Source organism: Aquibaculum sediminis (assembly GCF_040712085.1).
Classification (GTDB): domain Bacteria; phylum Pseudomonadota; class Alphaproteobacteria; order Kiloniellales; family DSM-21159; genus Aquibaculum; species Aquibaculum sediminis.
Window position 1 is genome coordinate 229,100 of record NZ_JBFCVK010000004.1, and the last position, 16,795, is coordinate 245,894.

The following is a 16,795-nucleotide window of genomic DNA, read 5'->3' on the forward strand; positions in this document are numbered from 1 at the left end:
CCGACATGAGCCGGAACGAACTCACCCAGCTCAGCCGGCGTGATCTGCCGCTTGCCGGGGACGCCTCGGCCCGCTTTCTGCCCTGGCTGATTGCCTTCATGGTCTTCCTTGCCGCCCTGGCCCTCGTGGGCGCCGACGCCTTGCGGCAGACGGCGGCGCGCTGGGACGGCGGGCTCTCGGGACAGATCACCGTACAGCTTCCGCCGCTGGTGCGTGAGGATGCCCCGACGGCAGCGAGCCGGGCCGAGCAGGCAGCGGCGCTCCTGCGTGATCTGCCGGCCGTGCGCAGCGCGGAGACGCTGGACCGTGCGGAAGCGGCCGCGCTGCTGGAACCCTGGCTGGGCGCGGCGGCGAACGATGCCGCCCTGCCGCTGCCGACCCTCATCACCGTGCGGCACAGCGGCGATCCGGCCCCGCTCGCAGCCGAAATGCGCCAACGCTTGCAGAACGAGTTTCCCGACGCCGAGGTGGACGATCATCAGGCCTGGATCGGGGGCCTGCTCAACCTCACGCGCGGGCTCGAGGTCCTGGCGCTTTTTCTGCTGCTGCTGGTGGGTGCGGCGGCCGTGGTGACGGTGGTCTTCGTCACCCGCACCGGCCTGGCGGTCCACCGGCCGGTCATCGAACTGCTGCATTTGATGGGCGCACGCGATGTGCAGATTGCCGGGCGATTCCAGACCCATGCGCTCTGGCTGGGTCTCAAGGGTGGTCTGCTCGGCGTGGCGGTGGCAGCACTCTGCTACGGGGCGCTGCGGTGGGCGGTTGCCCCCACCACGCTGGCGCTGCTGCCGGCCTTCGAGATCGGGCCGGCGCTGCTCGTGCTGCTCGCCTTGCTGCCGCTGCTGGCCGCCGGCATCGCCTGGCTGACCGCGCGCATCACCGTCTTGCGCACCCTCGGCCGGATGCCCTGATGCCGGCACGCCGCATCACGCGCCTGCTCATCGTCCTGGCCTGGCTTGTGCCCTTGCTGGTGCTGATTGGCTTGCTGTTCGGCCTGTTCCATTTCGCCGCACAGTTGCCCAGAGCCGCCCAGGCGCCCGAGCGCGCCACCGACGCCATCGTGGTGCTCACCGGTGGGGCGGGGCGGATCGACCGCGGCTTTGAGCTGCTGGCCGATGATCGGGCGGAGCGCTTGCTGATTTCCGGGGTCTATCGCGGCGTGGAGGTGGAGGAGTTGCTGGCGCTGGCCCAGCGCTCGCCGGAGGAGATGCGCTGCTGCATCGAACTCGGCTACGAGGCCGACAACACAATAGGCAATGCTCAGGAAACGGCGGTCTGGGTGGCCACGCACCAGATCCGCAGCCTGCGCCTGGTCACGGCGGCCTATCACATGCCGCGCGCGCGGCTCGAGCTGGCGCGCTACCTGCCGGGGGTCGAGATTCTGGAGGAGCCGGTGATGGCCGAAACCACGCGGCTGGATCACTGGTGGCGGCACAGGCCGACGGCCACCTTGATCACCATGGAGTATCTCAAGTATCTGGCGGCGAGCCTGCGCAGGTTGCCGGAAGACTTCAGCCACAGGCTCAGAGGAGAGGCGCCTGCGTGACCGCTCTGCGATCCCTATTGTTCAACCTATACTTTATGTTGCTCAGCGTGGCCCTGGGGATCGCCTACCTGCCGCTGCTCGCCCTGCCACCGCGTTACCTCTGGGCCGGAGGGCGGCTCTGGGTGCGGCTGCTCTATGGCGGCCTGCGAGTCATCTGCGGCCTCGATTATCGCATCGAGGGGCACCACCGACTGCCGCAGGGCGCGGCCGTCATCGCCTCAAAGCACCAGTCGGCCTGGGACACGCTGATCTTCATGCTGCTGCTGCCCGCACCGGCCATGGTGCTGAAGCGCGAACTGCTGCGCATCCCGCTTTTCGGCTGGTATCTGCGCCACCTGGACATGATCGCCGTTGACCGCACGCGCGGTGCCTCGGCGCTGCAGGGGCTGCTCCGACAGGCCAGGAAGAGCCTGGACGCCGGCAGGCAAGTCGTGATCTTTCCGGAGGGCACCCGCACCGCCCCCGGCCAGCGCCGCCGCTATCAACCGGGGATCGCGGCGCTCTATCGGGCGCTGGGCGAGCCGGTGATTCCGGTCGCGCTCAACTCCGGACACTACTGGGGCCGACGCGCCTTCAACAAGCGCGCCGGCACCATTCGTCTGAAGGTTCTGCCGGCGATCCCGCCCGGACAGGACCGGGCGGTCTTCATGCGGCAGCTGCAGGACGCGATCGATGGCGAAAGCGACGCCCTCGATCGCGATTGAGGAGTGGCCCGATTAGCCCAGGTGGGCGCGGAGCATCCAGGCCGCCTTCTCATGCACGCTCAGGCGTTGGGTGAGAAGGTCGAGCGAGGCCTCGTCATTGGCCGTTTCCGCCACCGGGAAGATCGAGCGGATGCTGCGGGCCGTGGTCTCGTTGTCGGCCAGCAGGGCCTCCACCATTTCCTTCCAGCTCGGCACGCCTTCAGCTTCCTGCAGGGAGGTCAGTTCGGCGAAGGCCTTGTAGCTGCCCGGCGCCGGCTGACCCAGGGTGCGGATGCGCTCGGCGATCTCGTCCACGGCCGCGGCCAGCTCGCCGTACTGCGTCTCGAAAAGATTGTGCAGCGACTGGAAGTTGGGGCCGGTCACGTTCCAGTGGAAGTTATGGGTCTTGAGGTAGAGCGTGTAACTGTCGGCCAGCACGCGGGAAAGCCCCGCTGCCACGGCCTTGCGATCTTCCTCAGACATTCCGGTGTTCAAAGCCATGATTAACCTCCTTCGCTTCGGTGAAGCACCAGCGAAACAGGAACCTCGCCGGCGCGCCTTGTTCTGAACCAGATATGGGGTTTGACGAAGGCAACACAAGCTCTTTTTAGAGTAATTCTAAATTAAGGTCGAACGCATCCCGATGCCACGGCAGTGGCTTGTTCGAGCGAAACTTGCACACAGCAAGCCACCCGTTATAGTAATATGGAAGGGTGTTTCTGCTGTTTTGGTTTGCGAAAATGCCAAGGGCACCAAGCCTCCAACGCTCAACGCTTCTCCGGCGGCACAACGGGCACGCCGCTGCCCTGCTCCGCACTGCCCAGGGCTTCGGCCAGGCGGGCGGCGGCGCTGCCGGGCCGCAGGGGCTTAGGCTGTTCAGCGTGCGGCGCCCAGCCCACGGCCCAGAGAAACTCGAAGGTGACCGGCAGCCGCCCGTCGCTCGTGCCGAAACGCTCCGCATAGATCTCGAAGGTCCGCGCCAGCACATCCCGCCGCAGGCCGCGGCGCGGCCGCTCGATCAGGGCATTGGCCGCCGCCATGCCCCGCAGCTCGCGCAGCAGCCTGATGGGATCGGCATAAGTGACGGTGAGGCTTTCCCGGTCCGCCACCGGCAGGGCAAAGCCGGCACGCTGCAACAGCCCCGCCAGGTCGCGCAGTTCGGCAAAGGCGGAGACACGCGGCGCCGCCCCGCCGCGCAGTTCGCTCTCCGCCAGGATCAGCGAGGCGCGCAGTTCATGGAGGCTGTCTCCACCCAGCATCACGCCCAGGAAAAGACCGTCGGGCTTCAAGACGCGGCGCAGCTGCAGCAGGGCGCCGGGCAGGTCGTTCACCCAGTGGAGGGACAGCAGGCTGATCGCCAGGTCGAAGCTCTCCGGCGCGAAGGGCAGGAACTCCTCGTCCGCTGCCAGGGCCGGCTGGCCATTGGCCGAGGCTTGCCGCGCCATGGCCGGCGAGAGGTCGCACTGCACCACCCGCTCGACACCCGTCTGTCCCAGCAGGCGCGGCGCCAGTGTGCCGCCGTGGCATCCCAGGTCGAGCGCCAGGGGAAAGCTGCGGCGCACCTCCTCCAGCCGCTCGAGCAGGCGCTCGGCCGCCTCGGCCACCAGGAAGTCATGGCCCTGCCAGCCGGGGGCGGCCCGGTCCCGGTTGCGGCGGACGGCCGCGCGATCAAAAACCAGCATCTCGCTCATACCCCCAGATATGAAGCAGCACCCGGCCGGGGAAAAGCCCGGATGTGCCCGGCATGAGCACGGCCACGACCCAGGGGGCCCTGCGGCTGTTGCGCCGTGCCGGACGCGGCCTCCTCGATGCCGTGCTGCCGCCGCGCTGTCTGAGTTGCGGCCTCGTGGTCACCGAGGTGCGCACGCTCTGCCCCGAGTGCTGGCAGGGGCTGACGCTGCTCGGCGACCCGCAGTGCGATGCCTGCGGCCTGCCCTTCCCGCACAGCCAGCCCGAAGGCAGCCTCTGCGGCGCCTGCCTGCGCCGGCCGTCGCCCTGGGAGAAGGCCCGGGCCGCCTTGGCCTATGACGATGCCAGCAAGGGCATGATCCTGCGCTTCAAGCATGCGGACTACACCGAGGCGGCCGAGACACTGGCCGGCTGGATGGCCCGAGCCGGAGACCCGTTGCTGCGCCGCGCCGAGCTGTTGGCGCCAGTGCCACTGCACCCGCGCCGCCTCTTCGACCGGCGCTACAACCAGTCGGCACTGCTGGCGCAAGCGCTGGGCCGGCGCAGCAACCGCGAGGTGGTGCCCGACCTGCTGCTGCGCCGGCGCAACACGCCCTCCCAGGGGCATCTCTCCCTGGCGCAGCGCCGGCGCAACGTGGCCGGCGCCTTTGCCGTGCATCCCCGCCATCGGGCACAGCTCGACGGCCGCCATGTGCTGTTGATCGATGATGTCTACACCACCGGGGCCACCCTGGGCGCCTGTACCCGGGCGCTCTATCGCGCCGATGCCCGGGCGGTCGACGTGCTCACGCTGGCCCGCGTGGTGCGCCCGGCGCGGGACTGAACTGCTCGGCACACACACCGCCGCCGGTTTCGCTGCGGCGCGGGCTTCCTATATGGTGACGGGACCTTTCTGAACGGAAACGACAGGACACCATGCCCAAGATCGAGATCTACACCACCTTCCTCTGCCCCTTCTGCAGCCGCGCCAAGAAGCTGCTCGACCGCAAGGGCGTCGCCTATGAAGAGATCGACGCCGGCAGCGCCAAGGTGCGCGCGGCCATGCGCGAGCGCGCCGGCGGTCGCAACTCCGTGCCGCAGATCTTCATCGGCGACCACCACGTCGGCGGCTGCGACGAGCTCTATTCTCTGGAGCAGATGGGTGATCTCGATCCGCTGTTGCAGGGAAGCGCGGCATGAGCGAGGCCTACACCGTCGGTCTGGTTCAGACCAACAGCAGCGACGTCCTCGCGGACAACATCGCCGCCGCTTCGCAGATGATCCGCGAGGCTGCCGGACAGGGCGCGGACTTCGTCCTCACTCCGGAGAACACCACGCTGATCACCCCCAGCCGCGAGGCCACCCTGGCCGCCGCGCTGCCGGAGGAGAGCCACCCTGCGGTCCCGGCATTCTCCGAACTGGCCAAGGATCTGGGGATCTGGCTGCTGATTGGTTCGCTGTCGGTCCGCCTCGGCCCCGACAAGGCGGCCAACCGCAGCATGCTCTTCGACCCCCAGGGGCAGGTCGCCGCGCGCTACGACAAGATCCACATGTTCGACGTCAACATCCCCGACGGTCAGAGCTACCGGGAGTCCGACACCTTCAGGCCGGGCGAGCAGGCGGTAGTCGCCGACCTGCCCTGGGGCCGCCTGGGTCTCACGATCTGCTACGACGTGCGCTTCGCCGCGCTTTACCGCAATCTCGCCAAGGCCGGGGCCTCTTTCATCTCGGTGCCGGCAGCCTTCACCGCCTTCACCGGCCAGGCGCACTGGCATGTGCTGCAGCGCGCCCGGGCGATCGAGACCGGTTGCTTCGTCTTCGCGCCGGCGCAGTGCGGCACCCATGTCGCCGACCGCCAGACCTACGGCCATTCCCTGGTCGTGGCTCCCTGGGGCGAGGTGCTGGCTGATGCCGGAGCGGAGCCTGGTGTGGTGACGGCACGCATCGACCCGGCTCTGGTGGCCGAGGCGCGGCGCATGGTGCCGGCCCTAACCCACGACCGCGCCTTCGAAGCGGTACCGGAGAGCGCCTGAAGGCACAGCCCAGCAACCAGCCGCCGCCTCAGCGCGCGCAATCCAGCAGCGGCCCCAGCTGCTGCACCCGGGTCTGCAGCGTGCCGGCGCGGCGAGAGATGTAGTCGCTCGGCCGCCCGGCCTCCCAGCGACGCGGATTGGGCAGCACGGCGGCCATCAGGGCGCCCTCCCGGCTTGAGAGGTCGGCCGCTGCCTTGCCGAAGTGGGCCTGCGCGCCGGCCTGAGCGCCGTATACCCCCGGGCCCCACTCGGCGACGTTGAGATAGAGTTCCAGGATCCGCTGCTTCGAGAGCAGGGTTTCCAGGTAGAGGGTGAAATAGGCCTCGACGCCTTTGCGCAGGAAGCCGCCGCCGGGCCAGAGGAAGAGATTCTTCGCCAGTTGCTGCGACAAGGTGCTGGCGCCGCGCGAGCGGCCGCCCGACTGACGCTCGGCCCAGGCCTCGCGCAGCGACGCGAAGTCGAACCCGCCGTGGCTGCAGAAGTGATTGTCCTCGCCGGCGATCACGGCAAAGCGCAGGTTGGGAGAGATCTCCTCCAGCGAGCGCCAGCGTTTTGTCAGCCCCTCCCCCTCGAAGAGCCTAAGGATCATCAAGGGCGTGCCCGGCGGCGGGACGAGGGAATAGGTCAGCGTCAGCAGCAACGGCAGGCCCAGCACCAGCACGGCCAGAATGAGCGCGGCCTTGCGGATGCGCCGGCCCTGCCGCTGATAGAAGCGGCGCAGTCGCCCCCTAATGCCCTTCACCCGTCCTGCCTCACGCCCACGCCGCCCCTTTTCACGCTTGCACCCTGGCGCCTTGCGCCCTTCGCGCCGCGGTGCCATAACCGCCCCTCGATGACAGCGGCACAGACCTCAGTCGGAAGCTCCGGCTTTCCGCACCGCCACCTGCTCGGCATCGAAGGCCTGAGCCGGAGCGAAATCGCCTTTCTTCTCGACCTCGCCGATCACTATGCCGCAGAGGACCCGCGCGCGCATCGGCCTTCCGCCTTACTGGCGGGACACACGGTCATCAACCTTTTCTTCGAGAATTCGACGCGTACCCGCACCTCCTTCGAGTTGGCGGCAAAACGCCTGGGCGCCGAGGTGATCAACATGTCGGTGGCCTCCTCCTCGATCAAGAAGGGGGAGACGCTGATCGACACCGCCATGACCCTGACCGCGATGCGGCCCGACCTGCTGGTGGTGCGCCATCCCGATTCCGGTGCGGTGTCACTGCTCAGCGAAAAGGTGGACTGCGCCGTCATCAATGCCGGTGACGGCAGCCACGAGCATCCGACCCAGGCGCTGCTGGATGCACTTTCCATCCGCCAGCGCCGGGGGCGTCTCGCCGGCCTGACCGTGGCGATCTGCGGCGACCTGCTGCACAGCCGGGTGGCGCGTTCCAACATCCACCTGCTCACCACAATGGGCGCGCGCGTAAGGGTGATCGGGCCGCCGACACTGCTGCCCTCGGGCATCGAGCGCTTCGGCGTCACCGCCTATCACGACATGCGCGCCGGGCTCGCCGATGTGGACATCGTCATGATGCTGCGGCTGCAAAACGAGCGCATGCAGGGCTCCTACGTGCCCTCCGTACGAGAGTATTTCCGCTTCTACGGCCTGGACCGGGAAAAGCTGGCCCTGGCCAAGCCCGATGCGCTGATTATGCACCCGGGGCCCATGAACCGCGGCGTGGAGATCGACAGCGAACTGGCCGACGACATCGACCGCTCGCTGATCCGCACCCAGGTGGCCATGGGCGTGGCGGTGCGCATGGCCTGCCTGCACGCGCTGCTGCGCGGCACGACGCCGCCGGAAGAAGGACGCGCCTGATGGTCCGGGAGACAGCGACTGCACCGGCGCGAAGCGCCCGAGTGGACCCAGCGCGAAGCGCGCGCGTGGCTTACGTGAACGCCCGCCTGCTCTGCCCGGAGAGCGGCCTCGATGCCTCGGGCGCGCTGCTGACCGAAGGCGGCCGCATCGCCGACCTGGGCCCGCAGCTCTTCAACGGTGGGATGCCCGAGGGCATTGCCACTGTCGAGTGCGGCGGCGCCTGCCTGGCACCGGGTCTTGTCGACATGCGCACGCAGCTGCGCGAGCCCGGCCAGGAGCACAAGGAGACCATCGCCAGCGCCAGCCGCGCGGCGGCGGCCGGCGGCATCACCTCAATGGTGGCCCTGCCCAACACCGACCCGCCGGTGGACGACGTGGCCGGCGTGGAGTTCGTGGCCCGCCGGGCGCGCGAGGAAAAACTGGTCAAGGTCTATACCTACGCCGCGCTCACCCGCCGTCTGGAGGGGCAGGAGATCACCGAGATCGGCCTGCTGCACGAATATGGCGCCCGCGGCTTCACCGACGGCGTGAAGCCCCTGGCCGACGCGCAGGTGCTGCGCCGCGCGCTCTCCTATGCCACTGCCTTCGACACGGTGATCCTGCAACTGCCGCAGGAGCCGGCGCTGAGCGGCGGGATGATGAACGGCGGCGAGCTGGCGACCCGGCTCGGGCTTTCCGGCATTCCGCCGCTGGCCGAAGTCATGCTGCTGGAGCGCGACTTGCGCCTGGTGGAGATGACCGGCGGTCGCTACCACGCATCCCTGATCTCCACGGCCGAAGCCGTCGAGGCCGTCCGCCGCGCCAAGGCCAAGGGCCTGGCCGTCACCTGCGATACGGCGCCGCACTACTTCACACTGAACGAGAATGCGGTGGGCGACTACCGCAGCTTTGCCAAGGTCATGCCGCCGCTGCGCAGCGAATCCGACCGGGAAGCGGTTGCCGCCGCGGTGGCCGACGGCACCATCGACGCCATCTGCTCCGACCACGCGCCCCAGGACCAGGACGCCAAGCGCCTGCCCTTCGCCCATGCGGAGTGGGGCATGGCCGGGCTGGAGACACTGCTGCCGCTGTCCCTGGCGCTGGTGCATCAGGGGCGGCTGTCGCTGCTCGAACTGCTGCGCCGCCTGACTGCCACGCCGGCGCGTATCCTTCAGGGCCGCGCGGCACTGACTCCCGGGGCACCGGCGGACCTGGTGCTCTTCGACCCGGAGCGCCCATGGGTGATCGACCCCGACCGCTTCCTGTCGAAATCGAAGAACGCGCCCTACGACCGCCATCCGGTGCAGGGGCAGGTACTGCGCAGCGTGGTCGACGGGCGCAGCATCTTTACGGCCTGAGGTCCGCCCCTACAGCTTGGCGAGCACCGCGTCGGTCACCACCGACATGGATGCCGTGCCGCCGAGATCGCGGGTCAGCGTCTTGCCCTCGGCGCAAACCGCCTCGATGGCGCCCATCAGCGCGGCGGCCGCCTTCGCCTCTCCCAGGAAGTCGAGCATCATCTGCGCGGTCCAGAGCGTGGCGATGGGGTTGGCAATGCCCTGGCCAGCGATGTCGGGGGCGGAGCCGTGCACCGGCTCGAACATCGAGGGGAATCGCTTTTCCGGGTTGAGGTTGGCCGAGGGCGCGATGCCGATGCCGCCGGCACAGGCCGGCCCCAGGTCCGAGAGGATATCGCCGAAGAGGTTGGAGCCCACCACCACGTCGAACCAGTCGGGATGCTGCACGAAGTGGGCGGTCAGGATGTCGATGTGGAACTGGCTGACCTCGACTTGCGGATAGTCCTTCGCCATGGCCGCCACCCGCTCGTCCCAGTAGGGCATGGTGTGGATGATGCCGTTGGACTTGGTGGCGGAGGCCAGCTTGCCGCGCCGCGCCTTGGCCGCCTCGAAAGCATAGCGCAGGATGCGGTCGACGCCGTGGCGGGTGAAGACGGACTGCTGCAGCACGGCCTCGCGCTCCGTGCCCTCGAAAACCCGCCCGCCGATGGTGGAGTACTCGCCCTCGGTGTTCTCGCGCACCACCAGGAAGTCGATCTCCTCCGGCTTGCGGTCGGCCAGCGGCGAGCGCACGCCGGGCAGCAGCTTGACCGGGCGCAGGTTGACGTACTGGTCGAACTCGCGGCGGATCGGCACCAGCAGACCCCAGAGCGAGACATGATCGGCCACGCCCGGCGCGCCTACGGCGCCCAGGAAGATGGCGTCGAAGCGGCTGAGCTGCTCGATGCCGTCTGGCGGCATCATCGCGCCGTGGTCCAGGTAGTGCTGGCAGGAATAGGGAAACTCGGCGAATTCCAGCGCGAAGCCGAAATCGCCGGCCAGCGCCTGCAGCACGCGCACGCCCTCGGGGATCACCTCCTGGCCGATCCCGTCACCGGGGATCAGCGCGATGCAATAACTCATCTTAGTCTCCGCCTGGATCAGAACAGCAGCCCGCGCGGGGGCCGAACATAGAGCAGCTTGTTGAACACGATATAGAAGAAGGCGACCTCCGCCACCACCACGCAGGCCCAGATGCCAGCGAGCTTCCAGGTTACCGGGCGCTGCACCGCTGCCAGGTAGCAGACCAGAAGGAAGAAGGCGATCGCGCTGGAGACGGCGAAGCCGAGAATGCCGATGCCCCACCACCAGGCGAAGAGGATCACGGTGGTGACGACCAGGCGCAGGCGGTTGCCCTCCTCGAAGAGCACCCGCATGTCCGGCTTCAGGGCCCCCTTGACCAGCAGCGCCACCGAGATCACGGCGGTCAGCAGCAGGATGGTTTCCGGAAAGACGGCGCTCAAGGTCGACAGGCGGCCCATGGAGAACCAGAAGCCTGCCGCGAAGACGAGGCCAAGGAAACCGGCCCAGAGATCGCTGTTGACCCTCAGGTTCATGCCTTGCCCTCGGCCTCCTGCTCTGCCCGGGCGCGGCGCCGCCGGCGCCAGGCCCCGAGCAGCGGTGCGCCAACGGCCAGCACCACGAGCAGCACGAGGATCTGCGACAGGGTGTTTTCCACCAGACGGAGCTGCGGCACGCTATAGGCCATGCCTCCCAGAACCGACTGCACGTAGCCCATCTCGGCGATGCCGCCCAGGATGAGGCCGAGGACGATGGGGGCCGAGCCGATGCCGATGTTGCGCAGCAGATAGCCGATTCCGCCCAGGCCGAGCATGATCAGCACGTCGACCATGGAGTTGCGCAGGGCATAGGTGCCGAGAATCGTCACCAGGGCGATGCTGGGCACCAGGAAGTAGTAGGGCGTGCCCACCACGATGCGATAGATCACTCGCCCGCCCAGCAGGCCGACCGGTAGCATCAGCAGCGCAGCCACCCCCATGGAGAGGATGAAGCCGTTGGTCAGCACGCCGCTGGTGCTGAAGAGCTCGAAGCCGGGGCGCAGGCCGTGCAGCATCATCACGCCGAGGATGATCGCATCCGGCGGGGCACCGGGAATGCCCAGGGTCAGCAGCGGCACCATGCTGCCCGCGACCATGACGTTGTTGCTGGTCTCCGAGGCGACCAGCCCCTCCACATTGCCGCGCCCGAAGGTTTCCGGCTGCTTCGAACTGCGCCGCGCGGCATCGTAGGACACCAGAGAGGCGATGGATCCGCCGGCGCCGGGAATGATGGCGATCACCTGCCCGATCACGGCCGAGCGGATGAGATTGACGGGCTTAGCGAGCACGGTACGGGCCGTGCGCAGGAAGATCGCCATGCCTTCGCGCGCACCGGTCTTCATGCCGGCGGCATCGATGGCGGCGCGGCCGCGGGTTGCCATCAACAGCAGTTCCGGCACCACGAAGAGCCCGATCAGCGCCACGATCAGTTCCACGCCGCCCTGCATGGCCGGGATGCCGAAGGTGAAGCGGCTTTCCCCGCCCACGGGCGAAACGCCGATGGTGCCGAGGATCATGCCGATGCAGCCGCCCAGCAGGCCCTTGAGCAACGAACCTTCGGAGAGGGCCGCGATCAGGGTGAGGCCCAGGATGGCCACCCAGAACATTTCGGCCGGGCCGAAGTAAAGCGCCATACGCGCCAGCGGCGGGGCCAGGAACAGTAAAGCTGTGACGCCCAGCAGGCCGCCGATCACCGAGGCAACCGTGGCCGCGCAGATTGCCTCATAGGCGCGGCCCTGCTTGGCCATGGGATAGCCGTCGAAGGTGGTGGCGATGGACGAGGGCGTTCCCGGCGTGTTGACCAGGATGGCGGCGAAGGACCCGCCATAGATCGTTCCCATGTAGACGGCGCCCAGGGCGACTAGGCCCTGCAGCGCGTCCATGGTGAAGGTGAAGGGAAGCAGGACCGCCAGCGCCATGGTGGCGGTCAGGCCGGGCATCGCGCCGACGAAGAGCCCCGCGGTCACGCCGATAAAGATGACCAGCAGCATATGCGGCTGCAGGATCGAAACCAGCGCCTCGAGAAACAGCTCCATCGTGCCTGCCCGGCCCCGTGTCTGGTCGTGATCCGGGCTAGTTGCCCATCTCCGCCTCGATCACGTCACCGTAGGCCTGGCGCATGGTTTCCACCAGATCGACGGCGTCTTCCCCGGTTTCGTGGGTCATGACGAAGCCAAGCGGCTCCTGCCTTTCGCGAATCGCCTCGTTGGCCTCGCCGAAGGCCTCCGCAAGTGTCTCGATGATCTCCGGCGGCGTGCCCTTGGGCGCTGCGACTCCGCGATAGGCACCGCCGACGATGTCGTAGCCCAGTTCACGGAAGGTTGGCACATCCGGCAGGGTCGAAACCCGCTCCTCGGCCGCGACGGCCAGCACGCGCACCTCATCGGGCATCTGCAGGCCAAGCACCGTATAGCTCATCAAGGCGGAGACATGGTTGCCCAGCAGTGCCGAGGGCAGCGGGCCGGTGCCGGTGAAGGGGATATAGGTCAGGTCGACCTCGGCTTCGTTCTCCAGCCGCAGGGTTTCCAGGTGATTGGCGCTGAAGGTGCCGCTGCCGCCCAAGGTCACCACCTGGGGGTTCTCCTGCGCGTAGCTCACCAGATCCTCCAGCGTCTCGAATGGGCTGTCCTTGGAGACGAGCAGGGCGCTGGGCGTGAAGTGGAACCAGGTCACGATGTCCCAGTCGAAGGTGTCATAGCCGGCATCGTCGCGCAGGATCGGCTGGGCCACGATGTGCGGCAGGTTGACACCGATGAGCGTATAGCCGTCCGGCTCGGCACTGCGCTGAAAGTCGCTCCAGGCCACCGCCCCGCCCCCGCCTGGACGATGGGTGACGACCACATCGACCCCGAGGCTCTCTTCGAGATGCGGTTCCTGGAAACGGGCGGTAACATCGGATTCGCCGCCGGGGTTGAAGGAAATCACATAGGTGATGGGCTCTTCCGGATACTCTGCCTGGGCCATCGCACTGCTCGTCGCCAGTGCAAGAGCGAACGCACAGCTACCCACAGCCAAAGCCGTCGCGGTGGTCTTCATCTTTTGTTCCTCCCGGTTGAGTGCAGCCGCTTGCTGCGGCCTTGTGCGATTTGTTCTTCGGCGCGCGGGCGCGTTCGCCGGTTGTGCGCCGGAGCCTGAAACCCTTGTACAGGAGCTTGCACGCTGTCAACGGGATTATGGTGCGGCGCCGCCATGCCTTGGCCGACACGCCTCGCTCGACCATCACCAGTGGCATTCGACCGCTGCGGCGTCAGTTTCCTCACGCTTCCAGCGCCGCATCCACCAGAGTAAGGAGTTGGCTCTGGGTGAATGGCTTTCTCAGGACGAAGGCGGCGCCGAATTTCTGCGCCATTGCCAGGTAGTCAACTTCAACCGATCGTCCGCCGAAGCTGGCCGACCCGCCGGTGATCGCGATTACCGGCGTGCTGTCGCCGGCGCGACGCTGAGCGATGAGGAACTCCAACCCTTCGAACTCCGGCATCACGATGTCACAGATGACGAGGGCAAAGGGCTGTCGCGCCAGCAGTTCCAGGCCCAGACGGCCGTGCGGCGCCAATGTCACCTTGTGCATAGCGCGCTCGAGCTGGCGCGCCAGAGTGATACGCACCTGCTCTTCGTCGTCGATCACGAGGATATCAGCCACGATCCCTCCCCGCCAAACCGGCCCGTTCGGCACCGGCTCCCGCTCATCCAGGCGCAGCCTCCAATAGACGGCTGTTCTATGGAAAGACTGGCACAGTGCGCCAAAGACGCACAAGTTTGCCGACAGAGTTCATGCCGACAGGCCGAAAGTTCTCGATGCACTGCGCCAGCGTCATGCGCTTTCCGCCGGAAAGGCTCGGCCGTTCCTGCCTCTCTCGCAAACGCAATGGTTCAGATTGAACGCGATCGGGTCTACCTTACTGCGACAGGAAGAAGGTGGGATCCCGGCGCGCCGCAAAGCAGCGCAGACATACAGAGGGACTCACCGCGACAGCGGGGGCGCTCGGAATGTACGATGAGAATGGCGCGTTGTTCGAGTCCTTTCCCTGGACCGACACGTCGCTGGGACGCCCCGAAAGCTGGCCACCGGAGATGCTGGGCATCGTGCGCATGGCACTGCACTCCGCGTTTCCGATCTGCACCGGCTGGGGCCCCGACTTCCTGCAGATCTACAACAGAGCCTACAATCCGATTTACGGGGACAAGCACCCCGCTGCCTTTGGTGCACCGGCGCGGGAGAGCTGGACGGAGATCTGGGAGTTCCTGGGCAGCGCCCTGAACGAGGTCTATCGAAGCGGCGAGCCCCTCTGGTTTCAGAACACCCTGCTGCCACTGGCAAAGCACGGCCGGCCGGAGGAGTGCTATTTCGACTTTTCCTATAGCGCGATCCACGGTGCGGCGGGGGACATCCTGGGCGTCACCTCCGTGGCGGTCCAGAAGACCGATGAGGTGATCTTCCGGCGCCATCAGTCGATTCAGGACCTGTCGCCGGCCGAGGGCGCCGGGCCTGACGAACTGTCGCAGTGCCTGCGCACGATTCTCGAGGGCAACGAGATGGATGCCGCGGGGGCCGTGCTCTATTCTGCCGATGCCTACACCGGCGCGCCGGACGGGGAACTCTGGACCCTGCGGATCGAGGGGGAACGGGCGCAGGCGCTGCGCCCCGCCGTCGCCGCCGCCGGCGGTAGCGACCTGTCGACACTCAGCCTGTATGGCTTTTCAACTGCAGCTTCCGCCGAATGGGGCCGGCAGGCCTGCGTCGTGCCCTTGCGCGGCCAGGGCCAGAGACTGTTCGGCCTGCTCCTGCTGATACCGCACCGGCTCGTATCCCTGGAGCGCAGCCACAAGCGCTTCGCGCAGGGCCTGGCCAACCGCTTCCACAGCCTGCTGGAGCGGATGGAGCTGCATCGCGAGGAACTGCGCCACGCCCATCGTGCGAAGGCCGAGCGCGACACGCTCTACCGCTTTCTCTTCGAGCACATGCACGACGCGGCCTTCTACTGCGCCACCAGCGGCGAGCCGCAGGATGACGAGATCATCCTTGAGGTGAACACCCGAGCTTGCGACCTGCTGGGATACAGTCGCGACGAACTGATCGGCATGAGCCGGGGCCAGCTCCACTTTCCCGACGATCCGGTCCTAACCGGTGCTCTGGAGCAGCGGGCAGCGGCGCGCAGCTTTCTCGGCCGACTGACCCTCCGGCGCAAGGATGGGCAGGCCGTGCCGGTCGAGGTCACCTCCGATCTGATCCCCCTGCCCGACGGCTCGCTGCGCTCGCTGTCGCTCCTGCGCGATAACTCCCTGCGCATCGCCGCCGAGGAGGAACGCTCAGAGCGACTGCGCCTGGAAGGCATCGCCACGCTCACCGGCGGGATCGCGCACGACTTCAACAACCTGCTCACCGTCATCCTGGGCAACAGCGACCTCCTGGTGTCCGACCTGCGCGACCACGGCAGCCGCAATCTGGCAGAGGGCATCGTCATGGCGGCGCAGCGGGCCGGTGACTTGACCAACCAGCTGCTTGCATACTCGCGCCGCCAGACGCTGGCGCTCCACCCCCTCGACCTGGCCGCCTTCGTCAACGAGGTTCTGCCGCTGCTGCGCTCGTCCCTGGGCGAGATCAACAGCCTGGAGTTGGAGCTGGCGACGGGGTTGCCGCCCTGCCTGGCCGACCCGACGCAGCTCACCACCGCGCTCTTGAACCTGGTGATCAACGCGCGCGACGCCATGCCCGAGGGCGGGCGCGTGACCGTGCAGACGGCGCTGAGGCCCAGCGAAAGTCTGCCGCCGCACATCGACCACCACCGTCTGCCACGAGGTCAGTATGTTGTGCTCAGCGTCACCGACACCGGCAGCGGCATCGCGCCGGAAATCCGCAATCGGCTGTTCGAACCCTACTTCACCACCAAGGGCGTAGGCGAAGGCTCCGGCCTCGGACTTCCGATGGTGCAGGGCTTCATGCGCCAACTGGGCGGCGACATCCGCGTCGGCGAAGCTTCCGGAGGCGGTACCCGCATCGATCTGGCCTTTCCACTCTTCCAGGGGGAGGGCACGGAAGCGACGGTCGCCATGCAGACCGGGGCCGCTATGGGCCAGACCGTGCTCTATGCCGAGGACAACAGCCTCGTGCGTGAGCAGACCGCCGCCATGCTGCAACGTCTCGGCTTCGACCCGGTGATCGCAAGCAATGGCCGCGAAGCGCTGGCGCTCTACCAGGAGGCCAGCGAGGTCGATCTGCTGCTCACCGATCTGGTGATGCCGGGCAAGATGAGCGGTCTGCAACTGGCCCAGGCACTGCGGCGCCTGCAGCCGGCCCTGCCTGTGGTGATCACCACAGGCCACGACCTCAGCCGCAGCCTGAACAGCGCGCCGATGCACGACATCAACCTGCTGCGCAAGCCCTACACCCTGGAGGCCCTGAGTACGACCCTGCTCTCGGCGCTCTCGCCAACGGCGCCGACAGACTGAAGTGCGCACTGGATCACCTTTTCTGCTAGGCTCCCAATTGGTTCGAGCCGGTTAGTAAATCCGGCCGGATCGCCTTAGACCGGATCGCCTCGCGAATCCGTTCTGAGACGGTCGGCTCTGAACGGGACAGGGAGCAGCATGCCCCCGTGCCTGACACACAATTGAACGCCTCTGGACTTGGGAGTGATTTGCGCTCCCCTTGCGCTGTGCGCCACACTATGACGGGAAGAGACA

The 16,795-nt window shown here is 67.5% G+C and carries 17 protein-coding genes; 9 read left to right on the plus strand and 8 right to left on the minus strand.

Going from position 1 to position 16,795, the window contains the following annotated elements:
• The first annotated feature begins 5 nt into the window (after positions 1–5).
• From ABZ720_RS08200 to ABZ720_RS08210, 3 genes are read left to right on the plus strand one after another with little or no spacing between them, the layout of a single operon-like run.
• The gene (locus tag ABZ720_RS08200) at positions 6–911 is read left to right on the plus strand and encodes a cell division protein FtsX (protein WP_366555028.1); all 906 of its coding nucleotides are present in this window, start codon (positions 6–8) and stop codon (positions 909–911) included.
• Entirely contained in the window at positions 911–1,546 is a 636-nt protein-coding gene (locus ABZ720_RS08205) for a YdcF family protein (protein WP_366555029.1), read from the plus strand. The genes ABZ720_RS08200 and ABZ720_RS08205 overlap by 1 nt, the downstream gene beginning before the upstream one ends.
• The gene (locus ABZ720_RS08210; RefSeq protein ID WP_366555030.1) at positions 1,543–2,250 is read left to right on the plus strand and encodes a lysophospholipid acyltransferase family protein; all 708 of its coding nucleotides are present in this window, start codon (positions 1,543–1,545) and stop codon (positions 2,248–2,250) included. The genes ABZ720_RS08205 and ABZ720_RS08210 overlap by 4 nt, the downstream gene beginning before the upstream one ends.
• Before the next feature lie 12 nt (positions 2,251–2,262).
• On the opposite strand, the gene ABZ720_RS08215 is transcribed toward ABZ720_RS08210, so the two are convergent.
• Together ABZ720_RS08215 and ABZ720_RS08220 are read right to left on the minus strand one after the other, a co-directional pair.
• Positions 2,263–2,730, minus strand: coding sequence for a Dps family protein (locus ABZ720_RS08215; RefSeq protein WP_366555031.1), 468 nt, complete (start codon positions 2,728–2,730; stop codon positions 2,263–2,265).
• A 266-nt stretch (positions 2,731–2,996) separates the two neighbouring features.
• The gene (locus tag ABZ720_RS08220) at positions 2,997–3,920 is read right to left on the minus strand and encodes a methyltransferase domain-containing protein (RefSeq protein WP_366555032.1); all 924 of its coding nucleotides are present in this window, start codon (positions 3,918–3,920) and stop codon (positions 2,997–2,999) included.
• 53 nt (positions 3,921–3,973) lie between these two features.
• Between ABZ720_RS08220 and ABZ720_RS08225 the strand changes: the two genes are divergently transcribed.
• From ABZ720_RS08225 to ABZ720_RS08235, 3 genes are all read left to right on the plus strand, one after another.
• Entirely contained in the window at positions 3,974–4,741 is a 768-nt protein-coding gene (locus ABZ720_RS08225) for a ComF family protein (protein WP_366555033.1), read from the plus strand.
• Between the two features lie 92 nt (positions 4,742–4,833).
• Positions 4,834–5,097: a glutaredoxin 3 gene (gene grxC, locus ABZ720_RS08230; protein WP_366555034.1), complete on the plus strand. Its 264-nt coding sequence runs from the start codon at positions 4,834–4,836 to the stop codon at positions 5,095–5,097.
• A complete protein-coding gene (locus tag ABZ720_RS08235; protein ID WP_366555035.1) occupies positions 5,094–5,930 on the plus strand; it encodes a carbon-nitrogen hydrolase family protein in 837 nt (278 codons plus the stop codon). The genes grxC and ABZ720_RS08235 overlap by 4 nt, the downstream gene beginning before the upstream one ends.
• Positions 5,931–5,958: 28 nt before the next feature.
• Here the strand turns inward: ABZ720_RS08235 and mtgA are convergent, their stop codons facing one another.
• Positions 5,959–6,672: a monofunctional biosynthetic peptidoglycan transglycosylase gene (gene mtgA / locus ABZ720_RS08240; protein ID WP_366555036.1), complete on the minus strand. Its 714-nt coding sequence runs from the start codon at positions 6,670–6,672 to the stop codon at positions 5,959–5,961.
• Between the two features lie 90 nt (positions 6,673–6,762).
• Between mtgA and ABZ720_RS08245 the strand changes: the two genes are divergently transcribed.
• Both ABZ720_RS08245 and pyrC read left to right on the plus strand, forming a co-directional pair.
• Positions 6,763–7,740, plus strand: coding sequence for an aspartate carbamoyltransferase catalytic subunit (locus tag ABZ720_RS08245; RefSeq protein WP_366555037.1), 978 nt, complete (start codon positions 6,763–6,765; stop codon positions 7,738–7,740).
• The gene (gene pyrC / locus ABZ720_RS08250) at positions 7,740–9,077 is read left to right on the plus strand and encodes a dihydroorotase (protein WP_438264087.1); all 1,338 of its coding nucleotides are present in this window, start codon (positions 7,740–7,742) and stop codon (positions 9,075–9,077) included. Before ABZ720_RS08245 ends, pyrC begins: the two co-directional genes overlap by 1 nt.
• A 9-nt stretch (positions 9,078–9,086) precedes the next feature.
• Here pyrC and ABZ720_RS08255 read toward each other — a convergent pair whose 3' ends face one another.
• The 5 genes from ABZ720_RS08255 to ABZ720_RS08275 form a co-directional block, all read right to left on the minus strand.
• Positions 9,087–10,139, minus strand: a complete 1,053-nt coding sequence (locus ABZ720_RS08255; protein WP_366555039.1) for a tartrate dehydrogenase — start codon at positions 10,137–10,139, stop codon at positions 9,087–9,089.
• Positions 10,140–10,156: 17 nt separating this feature from the next.
• Positions 10,157–10,612, minus strand: coding sequence for a tripartite tricarboxylate transporter TctB family protein (locus ABZ720_RS08260; protein WP_366555040.1), 456 nt, complete (start codon positions 10,610–10,612; stop codon positions 10,157–10,159).
• Positions 10,609–12,150: a tripartite tricarboxylate transporter permease gene (locus tag ABZ720_RS08265; RefSeq protein WP_366555041.1), complete on the minus strand. Its 1,542-nt coding sequence runs from the start codon at positions 12,148–12,150 to the stop codon at positions 10,609–10,611. The genes ABZ720_RS08260 and ABZ720_RS08265 overlap by 4 nt, the downstream gene beginning before the upstream one ends.
• Before the next feature lie 37 nt (positions 12,151–12,187).
• The gene (locus tag ABZ720_RS08270) at positions 12,188–13,078 is read right to left on the minus strand and encodes a Bug family tripartite tricarboxylate transporter substrate binding protein (protein ID WP_366555042.1); all 891 of its coding nucleotides are present in this window, start codon (positions 13,076–13,078) and stop codon (positions 12,188–12,190) included.
• Between the two features lie 292 nt (positions 13,079–13,370).
• Entirely contained in the window at positions 13,371–13,754 is a 384-nt protein-coding gene (locus ABZ720_RS08275) for a response regulator (protein ID WP_366555043.1), read from the minus strand.
• Positions 13,755–14,101: 347 nt separating this feature from the next.
• Between ABZ720_RS08275 and ABZ720_RS08280 the strand changes: the two genes are divergently transcribed.
• Positions 14,102–16,561, plus strand: coding sequence for an ATP-binding protein (locus tag ABZ720_RS08280; RefSeq protein ID WP_366555044.1), 2,460 nt, complete (start codon positions 14,102–14,104; stop codon positions 16,559–16,561).
• Positions 16,562–16,795 lie beyond the last annotated feature (234 nt).

Excerpts from the sequence above, each read along its gene's own strand:
- ABZ720_RS08200 (WP_366555028.1), top strand. The coding sequence starts at position 6 with ATGAGCCGGAACGAACTCACCCAGCTCAGCCGGCGTGATCTGCCGCTT.
- ABZ720_RS08205 (WP_366555029.1), top strand. The coding sequence starts at position 911 with ATGCCGGCACGCCGCATCACGCGCCTGCTCATCGTCCTGGCCTGGCTT.
- ABZ720_RS08215 (WP_366555031.1), bottom strand. The coding sequence starts at position 2,730 with ATGGCTTTGAACACCGGAATGTCTGAGGAAGATCGCAAGGCCGTGGCA.
- ABZ720_RS08220 (WP_366555032.1), bottom strand. The coding sequence starts at position 3,920 with ATGAGCGAGATGCTGGTTTTTGATCGCGCGGCCGTCCGCCGCAACCGG.
- ABZ720_RS08225 (WP_366555033.1), top strand. The coding sequence starts at position 3,974 with ATGAGCACGGCCACGACCCAGGGGGCCCTGCGGCTGTTGCGCCGTGCC.
- grxC (WP_366555034.1), top strand. The coding sequence starts at position 4,834 with ATGCCCAAGATCGAGATCTACACCACCTTCCTCTGCCCCTTCTGCAGC.
- ABZ720_RS08235 (WP_366555035.1), top strand. The coding sequence starts at position 5,094 with ATGAGCGAGGCCTACACCGTCGGTCTGGTTCAGACCAACAGCAGCGAC.
- ABZ720_RS08245 (WP_366555037.1), top strand. The coding sequence starts at position 6,763 with ATGACAGCGGCACAGACCTCAGTCGGAAGCTCCGGCTTTCCGCACCGC.
- pyrC (WP_438264087.1), top strand. The coding sequence starts at position 7,740 with ATGGTCCGGGAGACAGCGACTGCACCGGCGCGAAGCGCCCGAGTGGAC.
- ABZ720_RS08255 (WP_366555039.1), bottom strand. The coding sequence starts at position 10,139 with ATGAGTTATTGCATCGCGCTGATCCCCGGTGACGGGATCGGCCAGGAG.
- ABZ720_RS08260 (WP_366555040.1), bottom strand. The coding sequence starts at position 10,612 with ATGAACCTGAGGGTCAACAGCGATCTCTGGGCCGGTTTCCTTGGCCTC.
- ABZ720_RS08265 (WP_366555041.1), bottom strand. The coding sequence starts at position 12,150 with ATGGAGCTGTTTCTCGAGGCGCTGGTTTCGATCCTGCAGCCGCATATG.
- ABZ720_RS08270 (WP_366555042.1), bottom strand. The coding sequence starts at position 13,078 with ATGGCCCAGGCAGAGTATCCGGAAGAGCCCATCACCTATGTGATTTCC.
- ABZ720_RS08280 (WP_366555044.1), top strand. The coding sequence starts at position 14,102 with ATGTACGATGAGAATGGCGCGTTGTTCGAGTCCTTTCCCTGGACCGAC.